18 protein-coding genes and 2 pseudogenes are annotated in these 19872 nt (G+C 44.8%); 17 read left to right on the top strand and 3 right to left on the bottom strand.

The genetic code is table 11. From position 1 onward, the window contains the following. Positions 1-60 precede the first annotated feature (60 nt). Positions 61-738, bottom strand: a pseudogene (locus ACNPNW_RS13650) (cupin domain-containing protein). Positions 739-937: 199 nt separating this feature from the next. On the opposite strand from ACNPNW_RS13650, the gene ACNPNW_RS13645 reads away from it, so the two are divergent. Beyond that, positions 938-1930 (top strand): Fic family protein, encoded by a 993-nt coding sequence (locus tag ACNPNW_RS13645; protein WP_195725040.1) that lies wholly within the window; start codon positions 938-940, stop codon positions 1928-1930. 331 nt (positions 1931-2261) lie between these two features. Here ACNPNW_RS13645 and ACNPNW_RS13640 read toward each other — a convergent pair whose 3' ends face one another. Beyond that, the gene (locus tag ACNPNW_RS13640) at positions 2262-3200 is read right to left on the bottom strand and encodes a LysR family transcriptional regulator (RefSeq protein ID WP_396469824.1); all 939 of its coding nucleotides are present in this window, start codon (positions 3198-3200) and stop codon (positions 2262-2264) included. Between the two features lie 118 nt (positions 3201-3318). Here ACNPNW_RS13640 and ACNPNW_RS13635 point away from each other — a divergent pair, with 118 nt between their 5' ends. From ACNPNW_RS13635 to ACNPNW_RS13595, 9 genes and pseudogenes are all read left to right on the top strand, one after another. Beyond that, positions 3319-3597, top strand: a complete 279-nt coding sequence (locus ACNPNW_RS13635; RefSeq protein WP_420937706.1) for a hypothetical protein — start codon at positions 3319-3321, stop codon at positions 3595-3597. A gap of 20 nt (positions 3598-3617) precedes the next feature. After that, a complete protein-coding gene (locus ACNPNW_RS13630) occupies positions 3618-4646 on the top strand; it encodes an MFS transporter (protein WP_420937707.1) in 1029 nt (342 codons plus the stop codon). Between the two features lie 31 nt (positions 4647-4677). After that, complete coding sequence (locus tag ACNPNW_RS13625) at positions 4678-6201, top strand: M81 family metallopeptidase (RefSeq protein ID WP_420937708.1); 1524 nt, start codon at positions 4678-4680, stop codon at positions 6199-6201. 329 nt (positions 6202-6530) lie between these two features. Then, complete coding sequence (locus ACNPNW_RS13620) at positions 6531-7754, top strand: efflux RND transporter periplasmic adaptor subunit (protein WP_420937709.1); 1224 nt, start codon at positions 6531-6533, stop codon at positions 7752-7754. Next, positions 7751-8974: an ABC transporter permease gene (locus ACNPNW_RS13615; protein WP_420937710.1), complete on the top strand. Its 1224-nt coding sequence runs from the start codon at positions 7751-7753 to the stop codon at positions 8972-8974. Before ACNPNW_RS13620 ends, ACNPNW_RS13615 begins: the two co-directional genes overlap by 4 nt. Continuing rightward, a complete protein-coding gene (locus ACNPNW_RS13610) occupies positions 8967-9683 on the top strand; it encodes an ABC transporter ATP-binding protein (protein WP_420937711.1) in 717 nt (238 codons plus the stop codon). Before ACNPNW_RS13615 ends, ACNPNW_RS13610 begins: the two co-directional genes overlap by 8 nt. 21 nt (positions 9684-9704) lie before the next feature. After that, the gene (locus tag ACNPNW_RS13605; RefSeq protein ID WP_253174452.1) at positions 9705-10067 is read left to right on the top strand and encodes a YidH family protein; all 363 of its coding nucleotides are present in this window, start codon (positions 9705-9707) and stop codon (positions 10065-10067) included. A 40-nt stretch (positions 10068-10107) separates the two neighbouring features. Next, positions 10108-10512: pseudogene (locus ACNPNW_RS13600) on the top strand (DUF6691 family protein); the annotation flags it as partial. Positions 10513-10517: 5 nt separating this feature from the next. Next, entirely contained in the window at positions 10518-11393 is an 876-nt protein-coding gene (locus ACNPNW_RS13595) for an MBL fold metallo-hydrolase (RefSeq protein WP_420937712.1), read from the top strand. 225 nt (positions 11394-11618) lie between these two features. Here the strand turns inward: ACNPNW_RS13595 and ACNPNW_RS13590 are convergent, their stop codons facing one another. Continuing rightward, positions 11619-12119, bottom strand: a complete 501-nt coding sequence (locus ACNPNW_RS13590; RefSeq protein WP_004646199.1) for a Dps family protein — start codon at positions 12117-12119, stop codon at positions 11619-11621. Between the two features lie 759 nt (positions 12120-12878). On the opposite strand from ACNPNW_RS13590, the gene katE reads away from it, so the two are divergent. The 7 genes from katE to ACNPNW_RS13555 all read left to right on the top strand — a co-directional run bounded on the left by katE (position 12879) and on the right by ACNPNW_RS13555 (position 19868). Beyond that, positions 12879-15002, top strand: coding sequence for a catalase HPII (gene katE / locus ACNPNW_RS13585; RefSeq protein WP_420937713.1), 2124 nt, complete (start codon positions 12879-12881; stop codon positions 15000-15002). Between the two features lie 72 nt (positions 15003-15074). Beyond that, positions 15075-15284 (top strand): hypothetical protein, encoded by a 210-nt coding sequence (locus tag ACNPNW_RS13580; protein ID WP_278357435.1) that lies wholly within the window; start codon positions 15075-15077, stop codon positions 15282-15284. A 63-nt stretch (positions 15285-15347) separates the two neighbouring features. Continuing rightward, a complete protein-coding gene (locus tag ACNPNW_RS13575; RefSeq protein WP_420937714.1) occupies positions 15348-16331 on the top strand; it encodes an acyl-CoA dehydrogenase in 984 nt (327 codons plus the stop codon). Continuing rightward, positions 16319-17104: a PIG-L deacetylase family protein gene (locus tag ACNPNW_RS13570; RefSeq protein ID WP_420937715.1), complete on the top strand. Its 786-nt coding sequence runs from the start codon at positions 16319-16321 to the stop codon at positions 17102-17104. Before ACNPNW_RS13575 ends, ACNPNW_RS13570 begins: the two co-directional genes overlap by 13 nt. Then, positions 17094-17708 (top strand): class I SAM-dependent DNA methyltransferase, encoded by a 615-nt coding sequence (locus ACNPNW_RS13565; protein ID WP_253172494.1) that lies wholly within the window; start codon positions 17094-17096, stop codon positions 17706-17708. Before ACNPNW_RS13570 ends, ACNPNW_RS13565 begins: the two co-directional genes overlap by 11 nt. Next, positions 17705-18418 (top strand): glycosyltransferase family 2 protein, encoded by a 714-nt coding sequence (locus ACNPNW_RS13560; RefSeq protein ID WP_420937716.1) that lies wholly within the window; start codon positions 17705-17707, stop codon positions 18416-18418. Before ACNPNW_RS13565 ends, ACNPNW_RS13560 begins: the two co-directional genes overlap by 4 nt. A gap of 205 nt (positions 18419-18623) precedes the next feature. Beyond that, positions 18624-19868: an MFS transporter gene (locus ACNPNW_RS13555; protein ID WP_004646206.1), complete on the top strand. Its 1245-nt coding sequence runs from the start codon at positions 18624-18626 to the stop codon at positions 19866-19868. Positions 19869-19872 lie beyond the last annotated feature (4 nt).

The raw sequence follows: 19872 nt of genomic DNA, 5'->3' as shown, positions 1-19872 counted from the left end.
AGTGGACTGCTCCAAGTATTCTAGACACGAGACAGCTTCATTTCGGAAACACATTATTGTTCATTTCACCCACGCATCTATGGCATGTTGTAGATGACCAGTTTTGACATAAAGCGTTGCGCCTGATGGACCTGCCTGAAATTTAGCAGCACTATTGAGGGGAAGACGGACCCACGAACCTGCTGGATATATTTCAGTGCCGCAAAATAATTGACCTTTAATAATGAACAATTCAATCCCTTGTTCTGATTTCTCTACGAAAATTTGATCAGGTTCTAGCTTTTCTAAATAGGTCTGCTCATGTTCAGATTGAAATAGCGGGCATATCATCCGACGTTGGGTAAGCTTCTAATTCGCTAAGTCATTGGTGTTAATCCGGGTTGGTTCTCTCTCATGTTCAGTCATTTGCATCAGTTTCACAAAGATTAAACAACCTGCTTTACTGGAAACCCGATGAGTTGAATGATGGAGGTTACGTAAATACCAGCCTACCGGATAATCATCTTCAGCATTCTCGGTAAAAATGCCTGACAATATGAGGACTTCTTCACCCAAAGGATGTTGATGTTCAGGAAAGGCAGATTCTGGTGCGTATTTCACAAGGCTAGTTGCACGTGCTTTCTCATCGCCAATACGATCAAGCATCATTCTATCGACTTCACCTCCTGGAGATTTCACCCAATGGTAATCTTCTGGTTTGATGATGACGGGTTGTGAGAAGTCGGCATGAATAAACATAATGCTGTCCTGTAATGAAGAAACCTAAGTATTTTAACGAGAATGCATAGGTTTATTTTAAAAGAAATAGCGATTAGTTAGCTCACTGTTTCAGAAAAGATAAGCATGTTAATAGCAGATATTACTCACTAAGCTATGAAATATTAATATTTTAGAGTTTAATCAACTGTGCTTTGTTTTTACATCAATGAGGAATGGCATGAAATATCAACCGCCTTATACGATCACCTCTAAAATTATTCACTTGATTGCACAAATTAGTGAATCAATAGGGCGTTTGACTGCATTAACCCAAATCCAAGATAGCCTTAAATTGCGAAAAGCCAATCGTATTCGAACGATTCAAGGGTCTTTAGCAATTGAAGGGAATACCTTGAGTACAGAGCAAATCACCGCAATCCTGAATGGCAAGACCGTTATCGCTCCACCTAAAGAAGTGCAAGAGGTACGTAATGCCCTAAAGGCATATGAAGAAATTCAAGATTGGAATCCTGATCAAGAATCGCATTTGCTTAAAGCACATCAAATATTGATGACAGGACTGATTGATGAGGTTGGACAGTATCGCCATAGTGGTGTGGGTGTGATGTCAGGGGATCGGGTCGTGCATATGGCTCCGCCTGCGAATCAAGTTCACCGTTTAATGGGAGAATTATTGCATTGGTTGGCTGAGGGTAATGAGCATCCATTAATTCAGAGTTCAGTATTTCATTATGAATTTGAGTTTATACACCCATTTGCTGATGGCAATGGGCGGATGGGGCGTTTATGGCAAACTTTAATCTTAAGCCAGTGGAATCCAATTTTTCTCAATATCCCTGTAGAAAGCTTGATTTATCAAAACCAAAAAGCTTATTACGATGCATTGCAAGCGAGCACAGATCGCTCAGATTCTGCACCTTTTATTGAGTTTATTTTGCAGATGATTCTAGATGCAATACTTAGTTCTGATGCCAGCGATCAATATACCGCTCAAGCTAGCGTACAAGTTAGCGATCAAGTTAAACGTCTCATCCAGAATATGGAGCAGAAAGCATATAGCTTAACTGAGCTTATGGCTCTATTAGACTTGTCCCATCGAGCCACATTCCAAAAAAATTATTTAACTCCAGCATTAGAAGCAGGTGTGATTGAACGTACCCTTCCTGATAAGCCTAAGAGTCCTAAGCAAAAGTACAAATTAAAAAATTGAACTATACTGAGGTTGATGTGATTATTAATATCATAATGAGCTAATTGAAATGTTATAACATTGCATTTATTTTTAGGTGTAATTTTCTGCTATAATGCCGTACGCCACTTCAAATCCTGAATTCGGATTTGAACAAGATTTTAAAGTGATTCAATGCACTAAATCTAATATGGGTCAAAATTGGGTCAATGAATTTTTTTATTCAATAAAAGAGCTTTAAAATGAATGAGTTAGGTTTTGAGTTCAATTGACGCCACCTCCACCAAAATTCTTGTTATAAATCAGCCACTTATCTAAGTGGCTTTTTTATTACCTAAACTTTATAAGCGATTTAAAAGATCAAATCAAAACTAGAACGAATACGCTCGATTAATAAATGCTTCGACTCTGACAAATGAGTGTTTTTACGAACCATCAATTGGGTCTGAGCCGTATTGCACAGCTCGGAATCAAGAGTTAAGGCAACGGCCTGACCTTCTTTTACTGCATCTGCAATATCTGCATAGCGCATGGCGGAAATCCCATGTCCAGCCACCACATAATTTTTTAAGGCATAAATAGAATTGGTGGTCAGGCTAATATTCAGGTTCACTTGTAAGCGCACCATTTCACTGTCGAGTAGCTGACGAAAACCATGCCCCACAGGCATTAAGGCAAATTTATAGGCTGAAATTTCAGATAGGCAAATGCGATGCTTGAGCTTGGCAAGAGGATGATCGGCAGGAACAGCTAGAATAAAAGGTTCTGTTTTATGGGCAATGGTGCTGATGTCTGTATGAAATGGGGGGTTATACGCAAGTCCAATATGCGCTAGGCTGTCCACGATATGTCGTACTACATGCTGGGCACTCATTAATTCTAACTGGATTTCAAGATTTGGATATTTATGGTGCACATGTCGAAGTACATCATAAATCATGTGTTGCATATAACTTTCACTTGAAACAATGTTCACTTTGCCAAGTTGAGAAGATTGCAGCTGAAATAAACTGTCAAATAATTCATTTTCACGATTCTTATTTTCCTTAAAATACTCAAGTACCAGATAGGCGGCTTCAGTCGGAATAATATGCCGTCCCTTACGTTTGAACAGGTTTATTTTTAATTCTGATTCAAAGAGTTGAATTTGTCGGCTCATGGCGGACTGTTCAATATTCAGGATATCTGCCGCTTTGCGCATCGAGCCAAACATCATCACCGTATAGAAATAACGCAAACGCTTTTCATTGATTCCGTTCAGTGGCGCAAGGAATTGCAAGTTTCTGTCCATAAAAACTCTGATGCTTTTAAAGCATCAGTATGCCTAATAAATTACATTGTTATCAAGTCAGGAGCATGCTTACATTGTTTTTGAACAATAAGAAGATCTAGATAAAAAGGAGTTTTAGATGGATTTAATGACCTCCCGTCAACAACGGTTAGACCAGATTTACAAGAAAGTGAGCTGGCGCCTGCTGCCATTTTTATTGCTATGTTATTTCTTTGCTTATCTGGACCGGATCAATATCGGATTTGCCAAGTTGCAAATGCAGCAGGAATTGGGTTTTAACGATGCAATTTATGGCATGGCAGCCGGCATATTCTTTTTAGGTTATGTGCTGTTTGAAGTGCCAACCAACCTGTATTTTGAAAAGTCGGCGCCAGAAAAACCATCACCCGCATCATGATTTTGTGGGGCCTGACCTCCATGTCGATGCTATTTGTCACCACCCCGCAGATGTTCTATGTCTTGCGCTTTTTACTAGGTGTATTCGAAGCCGTTTTTGCCCCGGGCATGATTTTCTATCTGACCTATTGGTATTCCGGTGCACGCATGGCACGTGTGATGGCGATCGTCATGCTGGCCGGGCCACTCGCTGGTATGTTAGGTGCACCATTATCCACGCAAATCATGAGTACTTTTCATCAGATTTATAATCTTTCTGGCTGGCAATGGTTATTTTTATTGGAAGCTGTGCCAACCGTGCTGTTGGGCTGCGTAGCATACTTTTATTTAACCGATCATCCTTCACAAGCAAAATGGCTGTCTCAAGAGGACAAAGCCTTATTGGTAAAAGAAATTTCACAGCATCAGTCTGCAACTGGTCATAGCAATTTTAAAGCGGTGTTGAAGGATCCCTGGATCTATTTCATGGCCTTGGCCTACTTCACCATTATCTGTGGGATCTATGCGATTGGTTTCTGGCTGCCATCTTTATTGAAATCGGGCGGTATCCAGAATTTGCAGATGATTGGCTGGCTGGTGGCGATTCCATATTTATGCGGTGCAATTTTCATGATCATTTTTGCCCGCAGCTCGGACAAATGGCAGGAACGGAAATGGCATTGTGTAGTGCCTACGGTATTGGCCGGAGTCAGCTTGATGTTGTCGGTGATCAGTGCGAATTTCCTGCTGTCCTTTATTGCGATCTGTACCACAACGGCCTTTATGTTTAGTGCCTATACCATTTTCTGGTCGATTCCATCGAAATACTTAAGCGGTAGTGCGGCAGCAGGCGGAATTGCCCTGATTAACAGTATCGGATTACTCGGTGGTTTTGTCAGTCCAAATATTATGGGCATGGCGCAGTCAATGACCGGTTCCATGCTGGCAGGCTGGTTCACGATTGCTGTGATCATGATGCTCGGAGGCACTTTCCTGATCTATGCCTTCAGACTGAAAAAGCAAGTTGTTTCCCAGCAAGTAACACGCGCTGCCTTAATCGTCGATAAATAATCAATCATGCAGCATAGGAAGGATTCAAGATATGAAGAAAATCATCATTGCGGGCTTTCAACATGAAACCAATACCTTTGCCCCGACCAAAGCAAGATATGTGGATTTTGTCCAGGGCGGGGGATTTCCTCCGCTTAGCCGCGGCGCAGATGTCCTGAAATTTCGGGAACAGAACATTCCGATTGGCGGTTTTATTCAACAAGCAGAACAATTCGGTTATCAACTTTTGCCGGTAATCTGGGCTGGCACTTCACCTTCAGCGCATGTAGAGCAGGACACTTACCAACGGATCTGTGATGAAATTATTGCAAGCATCCAGCAGCATCCGGTAGATGCGGTGTATCTGGATCTGCATGGTGCCATGGTTAGTGAACAGGTGGATGATGGTGAAGGGGAATTGTTAAGACGGGTTCGTGAAGCAGTCGGGTCGGACATTCCGGTAATTGCCAGTCTGGATTTCCATGCCAATGTCACGCAAGCGATGTTTGCTCATAGTGATGCATTGATTTGCTATCGGACTTATCCGCATGTAGATATGGCCCAAACTGGACAACGCTGTGCCCAACTGCTGAATCAAATATTCGAGGGCAAAAAACTGTATAAGAAAATGTACAAGCTACCGTTTTTGATTGCGTTGAATGCACAATGTACCGAGCTGGAACCTACCCAGTCTTGTATGAATTTACTCGAACAGCTAGAACAAAATAATCCTGTCCAGATGAATTTTACGCCGGGTTTTCCGGCGGCAGATTTTGAGGAATGTGGCGGTTGTATCTGGGGCTATAGTGAAAACGCTGAGCAGTTAGATCAGGCCATGCAACGCTATATCGACCATGTGCTGCAACAAGAAGCGCATTGGAATATGGATTTCTTATCACCAGATCATGCCGTGCAGCAAGCACTTCAACTTTATCAACAGCATTATTCGGCCAAACCCGTGGTGATTGCCGATACTCAGGACAATCCGGGAGCCGGTGGTGATTCGAATACGACCGGGATGTTATCGGCGCTATATCGACATCCGGTTAAAAATGCATTGATTGGCCTCATTGTCGATCCCGCGGTGGTGCAACAAGCCTATCAGTTTGAGCTTGGTCAGCATTTTTATGCGCAACTGGGTGGAACATCGGGTATTGTCGGGGATGCCCCATTTAGCGCTGAATTTAAAATCAAAGCCTATAGCGATGGAAAATTCAGCTATGGCGGACCCATGATGCATGGCGTTGAGGCGGATATCGGCCCGAGTATATTACTGGAAATAGACGGTATTGAAATTGCAGTCAGCTCTTACAAAGCCCAGTTGCTCGATCGTAATATGTTTAGAATTTTTGGTGTTGTGCCTGAAGATAAATCAATTATTGTAGTGAAAAGCTCGGTACATTTTCGTGCAGATTTTCAGGACATGGCTGCTGCCATTTTAGTCGCAAAAGCGCCTGGGGCCATGAAAGCAGACCCGAATGACCTGCCTTGGCAAAAGATTGAGCCTGATAGACGACTCGTGCCAATGGGCGAAAGTCTGGCGCAGCGTGATCAGCCATTGCGTCGTACGGTCTAATATTTAACTAATATTCAATTAACACCCAAACGATTGAACAGGCAAGCTCTATCATGATCTAGCCTGTTTTTTGATCACATCTCCATTTCCTTAAACTTAATACAATTTTCTGTTACTTGATTCCGTGTCTGGATCTGCCATAGATGAACTTGACTGACACCGACTTAAGCTAGCTCAAAAAAGTGGACAGGAACTCAACATTCTTTTCAAACTCAACAAAATACCTATAATTCCAATTAGAAACTTGTTGTAAATTAAACCTTAGGAAAAAAACAAATACAGTTTTGACTTTCTTATTTCAAATTAGACGAATCAACCGGAGATTCTCATTGCGCGCTGCCCGCTATAAAATTTTGCTCATTATCGTATTGCTACTGGCAGTAGGGTTTGCTCTATTTCGCTGGTGGCAGGGGCCAGTGGTGCCTAGTTATACGCTGAGTGCCATGCCGCTGGTACAAAATGTTGTTGCGACCGGACGTGTTGCGACAGTTTCACGTGCCCAGGTAGGCAGTGAAATTAGTGGTGTGGTTCTGCAACGTTTGGTGCAGGAAGGCGATCAGGTCAAACCGGGTGATCTGCTAGTGGTATTGAAATCGGATGAATTGCTGGCCCAAGTCAGACAGGCCGAGCTGGTATTGACCGAATTGGCAAGCAGCCGACGGCCACAGGCTGCAGCAGAACTGGCCAGTGCCAAAGCTCAGCTGGAACAGGCCAGCCGAGAAGCAGCACGTAGACGTAATGCAGAAGCCGGCATCCTGTCGAGGGAAGAAGTCGAACAGGCTGTGGAAGCAGAAAGAGTCGCGCGCAATAATTATGAGACAGCCCGGGTAAAAGCAGGCGCATTGGCTGCGGGTCAAGTCGAAGAAGCGTCGCTTCGGGAACAGCTGGCGGTGGCACAGGCGCAACTGGCCAAAACCAAGATTCGAGCGGCGGTCGCCGGTACAGTATTGACACGCGATGTCGAGCCGGGTGATCTGGTTCAGCCGGGACAAACTTTATTTACCATTGCGTTAACAGGGAATACAGAAATCCGGGTACCGCTAGATGAGCGGAATTTACCGCAACTCGCCTTGCAGCAAAATGCCACCGTAATTAGCGATGCCTATCCGGATCAGTCTTTCCCGGCCCGGATTAACTTTATTGCACCAAGTATCGATCCACAGCGAGGTACGGTAGAAGTCAGGTTAACTGTCAATCCCGTACCAGATTTTCTGCGTCAGGACATGACGGTATCGGTGAATGTCGAGACGGCCAAACGAGCACGGGCTCTGGCTATTCCGAATGATGCTTTAAGCAGTATCAAGGGAGATAAAGCCGTGGTCTTAATGGTACGTGATGGAAAAATACAGCGTCAGCAGATTACTTTGGGCTTGCGTGGCCTGGCCATGTCAGAAGTGAAATCCGGGTTGAGCGAGGGTGATCAGGTGTTGGTAGATGCCGAATCTTCATTGGAGGATGGCACCAGAGTTCGCTTAAAACCACACCAGAGTTCATTACAGAATTCTGCTGATATGGCCAATAGTAAAAATGAATTACCGGTGAACTTCGATTGAAAACTTTATTCGGGCGGCTCTGGATCGAATGGAAAATCGCGGTCAGTTTTTTGCGCGAGGGTCGCGCGCAGTCCATCATGATCACCATCGGGGTTGCCGTGGGCGTAGCGGTGATCGTCTTTATCACTGCGTTGATTCAGGGGCTGCAAGCCAATATTGTTGAACGAACCTTAGGTACACAGGCTCATATTCGTCTGCTGTCACCGGATGAAGTCAACCGGATTGTGTCACCTCCCGCCGGAACAGTGCAATTATTGCAGGAAGACAAACGGGCACAGCGCCTGCGTTCGATTAACAATTGGCAACAGATTACCGAAACACTAGACCAGTTGCCTGTACTGACCTCCGTCTCGCCGGTGGTGTCGGGGCCAGCTTTTGTACAACGTGGTGATGCGATCGAATCAGTGGCCTTGGTCGGGATGAATTTAGAACGTTATCAGCAGATCATTCCATTAAAAGAATATTTAATCAGTGGCCAGTTGCGGGTCGGCGCGGATGATGTACTGATTGGCAGTCAATTGGCCAAAGACCTCGGTGTTCAGGTCGGCAGCAAGTTGCGACTCGATACTGGCCAACAGAACAGTGCCTTGGTGAATATTGCCGGTATCTTTGAGCTGGGCGTGCGCGAACTGGATGCGCGTTATGTTTATCTGGATCTTAAGCAGGCGCAGTCCTTACTCGGTCTGCCAGGCGGGGTAACGGTGATTGACCTGACCATTGCCAATATTTTTGAGGCAGACCAGGTTGCCGCACAAGTCGGACGCCTGACCTCATTAAAAGCCGAAAGCTGGATTGAAACCAATGCCCAACTGATGAATGCCATTACCGCACAAAGCCTGTCCACCAATATGATTATTGTATTTGTCGCAATTTCAGTGGCTTTCGGGATTGCCAGCGTCATGTCCGTCAGTGTGGTGCAGCGCACCCGGGAAATTGGTATTTTGCGGGCGACAGGTGCAACCCAATCGCAAATCTTGAGAGTTTTTCTGTTTCAGGGCGCAATCTTTGGCTTGCTCGGTTCGGTGCTGGGCAGCATAGTCAGTTATGGTCTGGTGTGGGTATTTAATAATTTTGGGCCAGGATTATTCTATATTCCAATTTCGATTGAGCTGGTGATTTTGGCGCTATTATTGGCGACATTAACAGGCGTACTGGCTGCAGCGGTGCCATCACGCCGGGCCGCGGCACTCGATCCGGTGGAGGCGATTCGTCATGTCTGAGCAATCTCAGGAAGTCTTGCGTCTGGAAGCGCTACGCAAGTCTTATAATATTGGCCAGCCCAATGAGGTTGAGGTCTTGCATGGTATTGACCTGCGCATTGATCGCAACGACTTTGCCGCCCTCATTGGTCCTTCCGGTTCTGGGAAAAGTACCTTATTGAATATTCTGGGACTGCTAGATAAACCAACGAGCGGCGAGCTGTACTTGTTGGGACAACCTACCAGTGCGATGGATGACACCGGTCGTACGGCGCTGCGCGGCAACAGTATTGGGTTTGTATTTCAGTTTCACCATCTTATTCAGGCCTTTAGTGCACTGGATAATATTCTCATGCCTTTAATGATGGTGCATGGCAAACCCAATCAGCAGGCAATGCAACGCGCACGTGATTTACTCGCTGCAGTGGGGCTGGAAAAATTTGCTGAACGTAAACCGAATGAACTGTCTGGAGGGCAGCAGCAGCGGGTGGCCATTGCCCGGGCCTTGGTTACTGAGCCAGCATTATTATTGGCCGATGAACCGACAGGTAATCTGGATACCCAGACCGCGGCTGATATGTTTGAACTATTTCGTAAAGTGCATCGTGAACGCGACTGCGCCGTACTTTTGGTCACGCATGATCCGCGCTTGTCTGCCACTTGTGACCGTACCATCAATCTGGTCGATGGCCGGATTGAAAGCGATTCGAGCAATTCGCATCAAGATTAATCCAAACTATAAGGAACCAGAATGTCCAACTTACAGGATCCAAGAGTTTTATTTGCCTTAGAAAGAACTGCATTAGCCTGGAATCGTAGTGGGCTGACCTTGATTGCTTTTGGCTTTGTGATTGAAAAATCAAATTTACTGGCGCAACTGGTCGATCCGGAAAAATATCAGAATAAAATTGTTTATAGTCACTGGCTGGGAATTGCAGTCATTCTATTCGGTATGTTGATCAATATCGGTTCTATCCTGCAATATCGGGCTGGCCTCAGATCTTTGACCCCGGCAGAATTTATTTCTGACTATCAGACCCAGCATCCTGTTTTGTTAAATTTATTCACCGTGTTGACCGGAATATTGTTAATTATTTCATTCTGGATCAGTTGAAAGATGAATGCTGAAGAATGAATGAACATGTTCAGTCACCATTCCGGACTGGGTTAAATTTGAATGTTACTCGGTAGGCTTGATGATTTCTGGTATGGCCAATCCTGAAAAAGTTCTGGATTTCCTGGATATTTTTGGCGACTGGGATCCGAGTCTGGCCTTTGTGATGTTGGGCGCGATAGTGGTTGCCTTTATTCCATTTCAAAAAGCCAGTCGAAATCTGGCTACGAAAACTGTATTTGATGAACCGATCCAGTTACCGACCAATCAGAAAATTGATTCTAGACTGGTGACGGGCAGTCTTTTATTTGGTGTCGGCTGGGGAATTGCCGGTATTTGTCCGGCATCCAGTCTGACCTTGATCGGTTTAGGTCACTATCAGGCCGTTTATTTTATTCTTGCCATGCTGGCAGGGATTTACTTACATCGTCAATGGGCAGGAGCATCATCATGGGTCAGAGCGCTGTGGTTCAGGATTTTTTTCATGAAGATACCAATACATTTAGTTATATCGTGAGTGATCCGGCCACTGGAAAATGTGCGGTAATTGATAGCGTACTGGATTATGATGCTGCCTCAGCCAGCACCTCGACCACGCACGCGGATCGCATCATCGCCTATGTACGAGAACATGAACTTGAAGTTGAGTGGATTCTTGAAACTCATGTGCATGCTGATCATTTGACCGCAGCGCAATATCTGCATTCACAGTTGGGCGGCAAAATGGCCATGAGCCATCATATCTCTGTGGTTCAAGAGACCTTTGGCGCGATCTATCATCTGGACATCAAGCAGTTTAATCTTGCTCAGCCATTTGATTATCTGTTTGCTGATCATGAAGCATTCAGCATTGGTTCATTGCAGGCCTATAACATTCCGACACCGGGCCACACACCGGCCTGTCTCAGCTATGTGATTGGGGATGCGGTCTTTGTCGGCGATACCTTGTTCATGCCGGATTACGGCACAGCGCGCTGTGATTTTCCTAAAGGCAGTGCCGCGACTTTATTTGATTCGGTTCAAAAGCTGTATCAGTTGCCAGACGCCAACCGGGTATTTTTATGTCATGACTATTTACCGGAACATCGCGACTACTTTGTCTGTGAAACTGATATTCAGACCCAGAAGCAGCATAATGTCCATATTCACACTGGCACGGCCAAAGCTGATTTTATTGAAATGCGCCAGCAGCGGGATGCCAAATTGGGCATGCCCAAACTGATTTTACCGGCGATTCAGATCAATATGCGTGCCGGTCAATTTCCTGAAGCGGAAGAAAATGGAATTTCTTATTTAAAACTGCCCTTAAATTATTTCCATGCCTGAGATTTAAATAAACGCGGCATGAAAAAAGGATGTACGCGATTGCCTACATCCTTAAATTTTGACGGTTGAATGCTAATGATTCTGTCTTTTAGCTTGATCTAATCATTGAGCGCCGGTAAATCATACCTATTGAAAGCATCAGGATGAAACCGAACTTAGTGGCACTACCACAAGTTTGCGCTTCATCCTTGCATGAGCCTGATCTCAAATTTCATCCATCAGGTTTTATTGTTCCAGATTACTTCTCAACATCCAGGCAGTTTTTTCGTGTACTTCCAGTCTTTGCGTGAGAATGTCAGCAGTCGGCTGATCATTGGCTTCTTCAATGATCGAAAAAATACTTCTGGCGGTACGTGCCACAGTTTCATGTGCATCTACCAGTAAACGTATCATTTCTTCGGCTTTAGGCACACCTTCGACCTCTTTAATGGAGGTGAGTTTTACAAACTGTTTATAAGTACCGGGTGCTGCAAAGCCCAAAGCCCGAATACGTTCAGCAATGATGTCCAGCGCATTCCACTGCTCGGTGTATTGGGTCATAAACATGTTGTGCAGACTGTTGAACTGGGGGCCGGTGACATTCCAGTGAAAATTATGGGTCATCAAATACAGGGTATAACTGTCTGCTAAAAGTCTGGATAAACCGTCGACAATTTTGGCGCGATCATCATGCGAAATCCCGATATCAATTTTCATTGCTTTAGATTCTTTTTTAGAAGAGGCCATGCTCTTACTCCTTCAAACTTAACGCGATACTGTGTATTAAAATAAAGTCGGATGTAGTCGAAGCCCGAGCCAAGAGATGAAATAATCTCTATAACTTTGTATTTGATCTGAACAGGCTGATGGATTTAAGTGGTTATAAGTTATAGATATTAGATCAATATAAGGGCAGGAAGTTTAGTCATTATGTATAAGCAGGGCACAGGATTGTAACTATTTAAATCTGTCAAGTTTTGGCCATCTTCAGCGGTAGCACGTTAATTTCTTATGGCAAATTCAACTTCTAAAAAGTCCTAATCATTTCAAGATTGAAACATCGTGTTGCGTCATGAAGCCTATTTATGAGCAAGATCACATATCACCATACTGAATCTTTATTTCGAAATATCTCTGCGAAATTTTAATACTTTATTTTAAATTAATTATTTAGATGAAAATTTAAATCATCAATAAACCCAAAATTTATAAAAAATAACACAATGCTGCCTTAATTAAACAAGGCACTACAAACAATAATAAATCTCTTTCTCAAATGCAGTTATGTTAGGACACAGGCGAAACCAATAACAATAATCCCAGAAAAGCAAAAATGCTTCGAGTCAGCATATTCAGAAGAAATGTGAGGCTGATACAGGATCGGCTGTAGCAGATTGACTTGCGGGATGAGTTTGATTGGTCAAGCCATGCAACATATCAGCTCAAGCGACTTTGAGATAGACCAAAAATATCTGAACTAAACTCAAGCTCAGCAAGGAATACATCATGAAAATTAAGGCCAATAGCCCCGCGACTGGTAAAGACGGTTTAGACAAACAAAATACCAATAAAAAAAGTGAGCAGCTCGACGCATATCGCAGTGATGCGACCGAGCAGGCACTCACCACCAATCAAGGGGTTAAAATTTCCGATAACCAGAACAGTCTCAAGGCAGGCGTTCGCGGGGCGACCTTGATCGAAGATTTTATTCTTCGGGAAAAAATTACCCATTTTGACCATGAACGAATTCCTGAACGTATTGTGCATGCCCGCGGTGTCGGCGCACATGGCTATTTTGAGGCTTATCCGGGTAATGAAAAACTGACCAAGGCAGGCTTCTTGACTAACACCAGTGTGCAAACGCCAGTATTTGTGCGCTTTTCTACCGTACAGGGCCCGCGTGGTTCAGCAGATACGGTACGTGATATTCGCGGTTTTGCGACCAAGTTTTATACTGATGAAGGTAACTTTGATCTGGTAGCGAATGATGCGCCGGTATTCTTTATTCAGGATGGGATCAAGTTCCCGGATTTCGTACATGCAGTCAAGCCTGAACCTCAGACCGAGATTCCTACCGGTGCATCTGCACATGATACTTTCTGGGACTTTGTTTCCTTAGTCCCTGAATCTGCACATGCGGTGATGTGGGCCATGTCGGATCGGGGTATTCCGCGTAATTTAAGAGCCATTCAAGGCTTTGGTGTGCATACTTTCCGTTTTATCAATGCCGAGAATAAAGCGGTTTTTGTGAAATTCCACTGGACCCCAAAACAGGGTCTAGCCCAACTGGTCTGGGATGAAGCACAAAAACTGGCAGGTAAGGATCCGGATTTCCATCGTCGTGACTTATATGAAGCGATTGCATCCGGTAACTATCCGGAATGGGAACTGGGTGTACAGGTCGTTCCAGAAGAAGATGAGATGAAGTACGACTTCGACTTGCTGGATCCAACCAAAATTATTCCGGAAGAACTGGTGCCAGTGACACCGATTGGCAGAATGGTACTGAACCGTAATGTCGATTATTTCTTCGGTGAAACCGAGCAGGTGGCATTCTGTCCGGGACATATCGTACCGGGACTGGATTTTACCAATGATCCGTTATTGCAGGCACGTCTGTTCTCCTATACCGATACTCAGCTCAGCCGTTTAGGTGGCCCGAACTTCCACCAGATTCCAATCAACAAGCCAGTTTGTCCATTCCACAATAACCAGCGTGACGGTCTACATCAGCGTATTGTGCATACCGGTCAAGCCAGTTATGAGCCGAATTCGATTGACAATAACTGGCCGGCTGAAACTCCGTCCGCAGCACAAGGTGGTGGTTTTGAAAGCTATCAGGAGCGTATTGATGGACACAAGATTCGTCAGCGCAGTGAATCTTTCAGTGATCACTTTAGTCAGCCCCGCCTTTTCTATCGCAGTCAGGCACCTCATGAGCAAAAGCATATTGTCGATGCCTATGTCTTCGAGCTGAGCAAGGTGGAACGTAAATATATTCGTGAGCGTGAAGTTCTGGAAGTGCTCTGCAATATCGATCTGGACTTGGCTCAGCAAGTTGCTGATCAATTGGGCATTGAAATTCCGGCAGAGAAAAAGGCAGCAATATTGCCAGATGTGCAGATTTCACCACGCTTATCTTTCGAGGCATTTAAACCTGAAGATATTAAGGCACGCAAAATTGCGCTACTGGTGCACGACAAGGCCAATGAGGCCAGTATCAAAGCTGTTCAAGCCTGGGCAGAATCAGAAGGTGCTGTGGTCGATGTACTGACCCCAAAACCGGGTCCGGTACTGGGTCAGCAAGGCGAGGTGATTCCTTCCGATGGTATGCAAAAAGCAGAGCCATCCATCGCCTATGATGCTGTGGTGATTGCTGACGGTGACAATTACGATGTGGTAATGAAAGATGGTGTAGCGACTCATTATCTACTGGAAGCCTACAAACATTTAAAACCAATCGTGTTCTTGGGCGATAAAGGCAAGCTGATTGAACATTTACGCTTGGTTAGCGATGAAGGAACCTTGGCAAATGGGCAGTTTGCAGCAGTACAAGATAGCTTCAAGACTTTGATCTTGAACCATCGTGTCTGGGCGCGTGAAGCGATTGCGGAAGCAATTCCTGCTTAAACCACCCCTCCTATTATGTTGGAGGGTAGAGGCTCCGGCTTCTATCCTCCCGGTTTTTATATGGACGAAGAGATGGTGAAACCGGATGTCAAAAAGTTGTTGGCACAAGTTCAGCAAGCCAAATGGAGCAGAGAACAGGACATTTATCTCATTGAGCATAATCATTTGCCTTTAGCTGAACTCATGCAGCAACTCTGTTTCAATGAAGAGGAGATTAATGCAAGACGTAAGGTATTAGGATTAACTACACGTTTGAAACAAATGCGTAAGCTTTCTCACTAACTGAAATAACTGACTTTAAAAAAACACAAAAATATTCTCCGAATTTTATGAGGAACCGCATGCATGAACCTCGGTTCAATATTACAAAGATTTGAAACTTCTCCTCTGGAGCTACAAGAAAAAATTCACCACACTTTAATGGAGCTGGTGGAGATTTCCGCTCAAGTGCCTTATCCCGCTTCTGGAGCTACCTTAAAACGCTGGCAGATGCTTAGTCAGGTTTCGGCAAGCAATTTGAGCCTGGGCAAACTGTATGAATCGCATTTAGATGCTTTAGCTATTCTGCATGAACTGAATATTCCGGTAGAACAAAAAGGCTTATGGGCAGTATGGGCGGCAGAAGGCGGTCCCAAACCTTTAACATTGCAAGCAGGAAAGCTAAGCGGAATTAAGCCCTGGTGTTCTGCATCGGTCTGGGTGCAACACGGTCTGCTGACTTACCGTGATGAGCAGCAACAATCCCAATTACTGATTCTAGATTTGTCACAAGAAGGCATTCAGCATCATCAGGATGCCTGGCATGCAGTGGGCATGCAGCATACCTTGACTGCCCGGCTGGAACTGGATCAGGTTGAGGTGGAAAAAGTCGCAGCTTCAAATGCCTATCTGGACCGGCCCGGATTCTGGCACGGCGCCGCAGGTGTGGCCGCATGCTGGTATGGCGCAACTGTCCGTTTGGCTGAATATTTAAAACAGGCAGTATTGTTAAAATCGCATGCCTATAAGGCCATGTATCTCGGTGAAATCAGTCGGGAGCTTTTAGCGACACAGTCTTTATTTCATCAAGTTGCTGAATTAATTGATCAGCAGCCACAATACTCACATGAATTAAAGATACGCAGTCTGCGTGCTCAGGTTGAAGCAACGGCTTTAAATGTACTGACTCATGTAGGTAAGGCTCTTGGTGCTGCGCCATATTGCGAGCAGCCACATTTCGCCCGGCTTGCAGCAGATCTTCCGGTATTTATTCGTCAAAGTCATGCTGCATTTGACTTGGAGCGAATTGGTGAGTTAAGCGCCCAGGAGAAAGAACTATGGATATTATAAGACATGAGATTGTAGGTGATCGTGTCATCCATGGTGAAGGCACAAGGCTGGAAGAATGGCGTACCTGTGAAGTTTTGCAACAGATGCCGGAATTCGATATTCCTCAGGTTATTCCACCGGATGCCAGAGTCTGCATCATTGCCCCTCATCCTGATGATGAAATTTTGGGCTGTGGAGGCCTGATTCAGCGTCTGGACAAATTGGGCTATCAGATCGTACTTTTTGCCGTTACCAATGGGACAGCCAGTCATCCCGGCTCTAGTCTGTATACTCCCGAAGAGTTGAACCAGATTCGTCCTGCTGAAACGCGAGCAGCTTTAGAAGCGTTACCTTTAAAACAGAATATTCTGCGGATCGCTTTAGACATTGAGGATGGTAAAGTTGCAGAACAGCGGAATGTGTTGCAACAGCATCTGCAATCTTATCTGCAACCGAATGATGTGTTAATTAGCACATTTGTTCATGATGGACATCCAGATCATGAAATTACGGGGCAGGTCACACAGCAGCTGGCCACTGAACTTCATTTGCCCTGTATTCAGGTCTTGATTTGGGCATGGCATTGGGCAACACCTGGAGATACCAGAATTCCCTGGACCGTCGCTCATCAACTCAAATTAACTGAGGAAGAATTACAATATAAGTCTCGAGCTGCGCGGTGTTTCAAGAGCCAGATCGAGCTTGATCCGACGATAGATCAATCACCGATTCTGCCAGAGCAGGCATTACAACGTATTTTACAGCCCTGGGAGGTGTATCTGTATGAACAGTAAAGCAGCCTATGATCAGGAATATTTCGATGCCTTATATGCCCTGAATCAGGGAGATCCCTGGCAATATGAACAGCGTTGGTATGAACAGCGCAAACGGCAGATTTGTCTGGCGGTCTTGCCGCACTTGCAGCTTGACTCCGCGATTGAAATTGGTTGCAGTAATGGCGTCTTTAGTCAGGAACTGGCGCGGCGGACAAATAGCTTAATGTGTCTGGATGCCAATAATACTGCGATCCATTTGGCGCAGCAGCGTTTACAAGCTTATCCGCATGTACAGGTGTTACAGCGGATCGTGCCAGATGATTTGCCCGAACAAAAATTTCAGCTCATTGTCGTCAGTGAGATTTTATATTATCTAAATCCGATTGCTCTGCAACAGGTGCTGACATGGCTGCATACTGCACTGGAACCGGGCGGATGTATCTTGAGTTGTCATTGGCGCGCGCCGATCTCGGGATTTGGCTTAAATGGTGAAGATGTCCATCAGTATCTCAAAGCGCATTTAAACTATGAACATTGTTTAAGCTTGCAGGACTCCGATTTTTTGGTAGATCTCTGGCTGAATTCAGCGCAATCTGTGGCAGAGCAGGAGGGTTTGAGATGAAGAAAATCGGTGTGGTGATTCCGGCCTGTAATGAAGAAGCCTATATTGAACGCTGCCTATTAGCGTTAAAATCAGCACAAACTTATTTTTTTCAATACTTTAAAACAATAAAAAATCTTCCTGAAATTCATATTCTCGTGGTCTTGGATCATTGTACTGATAGTACCGCTGCTAAAGTTCAGCAAATGAACATTTCAGCTATCAGTTGCGACTTCCGAAATGTCGGTAAGGCACGCCATTTGGGCATTCAGCAAATGATCAAGCAAGGCTGTGACTGGATTTGCTGTACCGATGCCGATTCATTCGTACAGTGTGACTGGTTTCAGGTGATGTTACAGCATCAACCCACCGATGCGATTTGTGGTGTGGTCGAGCTGGATCAATGGGATCATTTAAGCCGGAAAACCCGTCAGGCTTATCTCCGACATTATCAGGACAGCATGGGACATCGGCATGTTCATGGCGCAAACCTGTGTTTTAAAGCTTCGGCTTATATACAGGTCAATGGGTTTCAGCAACTGGACTGTCATGAAGATGTCGATTTCATCCGTCGTTTAGAAAAAGCTGACGCGCAGATTGTTTGGTCGAATCAGCTGAGAGTCACTACCAGCAGTCGTCTTAGCTCAAAAATTGCTGCAGGTTTTGCCCATTTTCTGCAAAAACTTGAGCTTAAGCAGGCCGCGAAAAAACCGATCAGCCTGTGCAAATAAAAGCATAAAACTATAAATTTTATACAATCAGATACTTGTAAAAAATCTTAAAATTCGTGTCTAAAAACTATTCCATTTAAATTTATTCTGTTTATAATTCACGCAAATTCAGCCCCGCAAACTTATACATTCTAGCTATAAGTCTGTGGGGTTTTTCTATGGATGAACGGTAATGGATGCCTGAGCCTTCTTTTTTGGTAATACAATGTTCAATCAAACACTGCTTTCTCGAATTCAGTCTCCATCACCATATCTATGGCAGAAAATAGCGACTGCGTTATGCTTCTTTAGCTTGGGCTTTAGTACTGCGGCTTGGGCACCCTTAATTCCATATGCACAGCAGCGCCTGTTATTAAATCATGCTGATTTTGGCCTGTTATTGCTGTGTGCCGGAATCGGTTCAATGCTGGCGATGCCGCTGGCCGGTCGACTGGCCAATGCCTTGGGTTGCCGTGCTGTTTTGGCCGTAATTCTCAGTGCATTTTTATTTATTTTGCCTGCTCTGGCTTATAGTCCGAATCATTTAATGATGGCAATCAGCCTGTTTTTCTTTGGTGCCAGTGCCGGTGCTTTGGGCGTGACTGTCAATATCCAGGCTGCACAGATTGAGAAAAAACTCGGTAAAAGTTTAATGTCGGGTTTTCATGGCGTATGTAGTTTAGGTGGTCTGGCAGGCGTACTGGGCATGACCATGTTAATGGGACTTGGCTTGGCGCCTTTAACCGGTGCGGTGATTGTCAGTGTAATTTTGCTGCTTATTGCCTTATTCGCTGTTCCTTTAAGTTTGGGTGCTGAGCCAAAAACAGCGGTAGAAGAAACATCACCAGAACAACCGGTAAAAAAAGCAGCACCGACCTGGGCAATTTTAGGTATTGGTCTGATCTGTTTTGTGGCTTTTCTTTCGGAAGGTGCCGCCATGGACTGGAGTGGTATTTATCTTGCTACTGAGTTCAGCCTGCCTGCGGCGCAAACCGGTCTGGCTTATAGTTTCTTTGCGGGTTTGATGGTACTAGGACGTTTTAGCGGTCACCTGATTATTCAGCAGTTTGGTGAAAAAAATACGATTCTGTTAAGTGCACTCTTGGCTGCAACTGGTTTATTAACCGTGGTTTTTGCCCCAGTCTGGCAAGTGGTGTTGGTCGGCTATGCGATTTTAGGTTTAGGTAGTGCCAACATTGTACCGCTGATGTTTTCCCGTGCAGGACGTCAGAAAACTTTGGCTTCACATGTGGCATTGTCTTATGTATCGGTATTTGCTTATACAGGTTCGTTGATTGGGCCAGCATTGGTCGGCTTTGGTAGTGAAATCATCGGATTGAGTCTGGTATTTAGCGTGATTGCGATTGGTCTATTGAGTATTGTGATTTTGAATCATTTCACTGCAGACCCAAGCGAAGTACAACAAAGCGAAGAGATTGTGGCTCCTCTTCAAAATGAAACACCAGCTTAATGCT

The sequence above is a fragment of the Acinetobacter endophylla genome, assembly GCF_053543775.1.
Note: the sequence above shows the minus strand (reverse complement) of the source record. Positions and strands in the feature narration are given on the sequence as shown.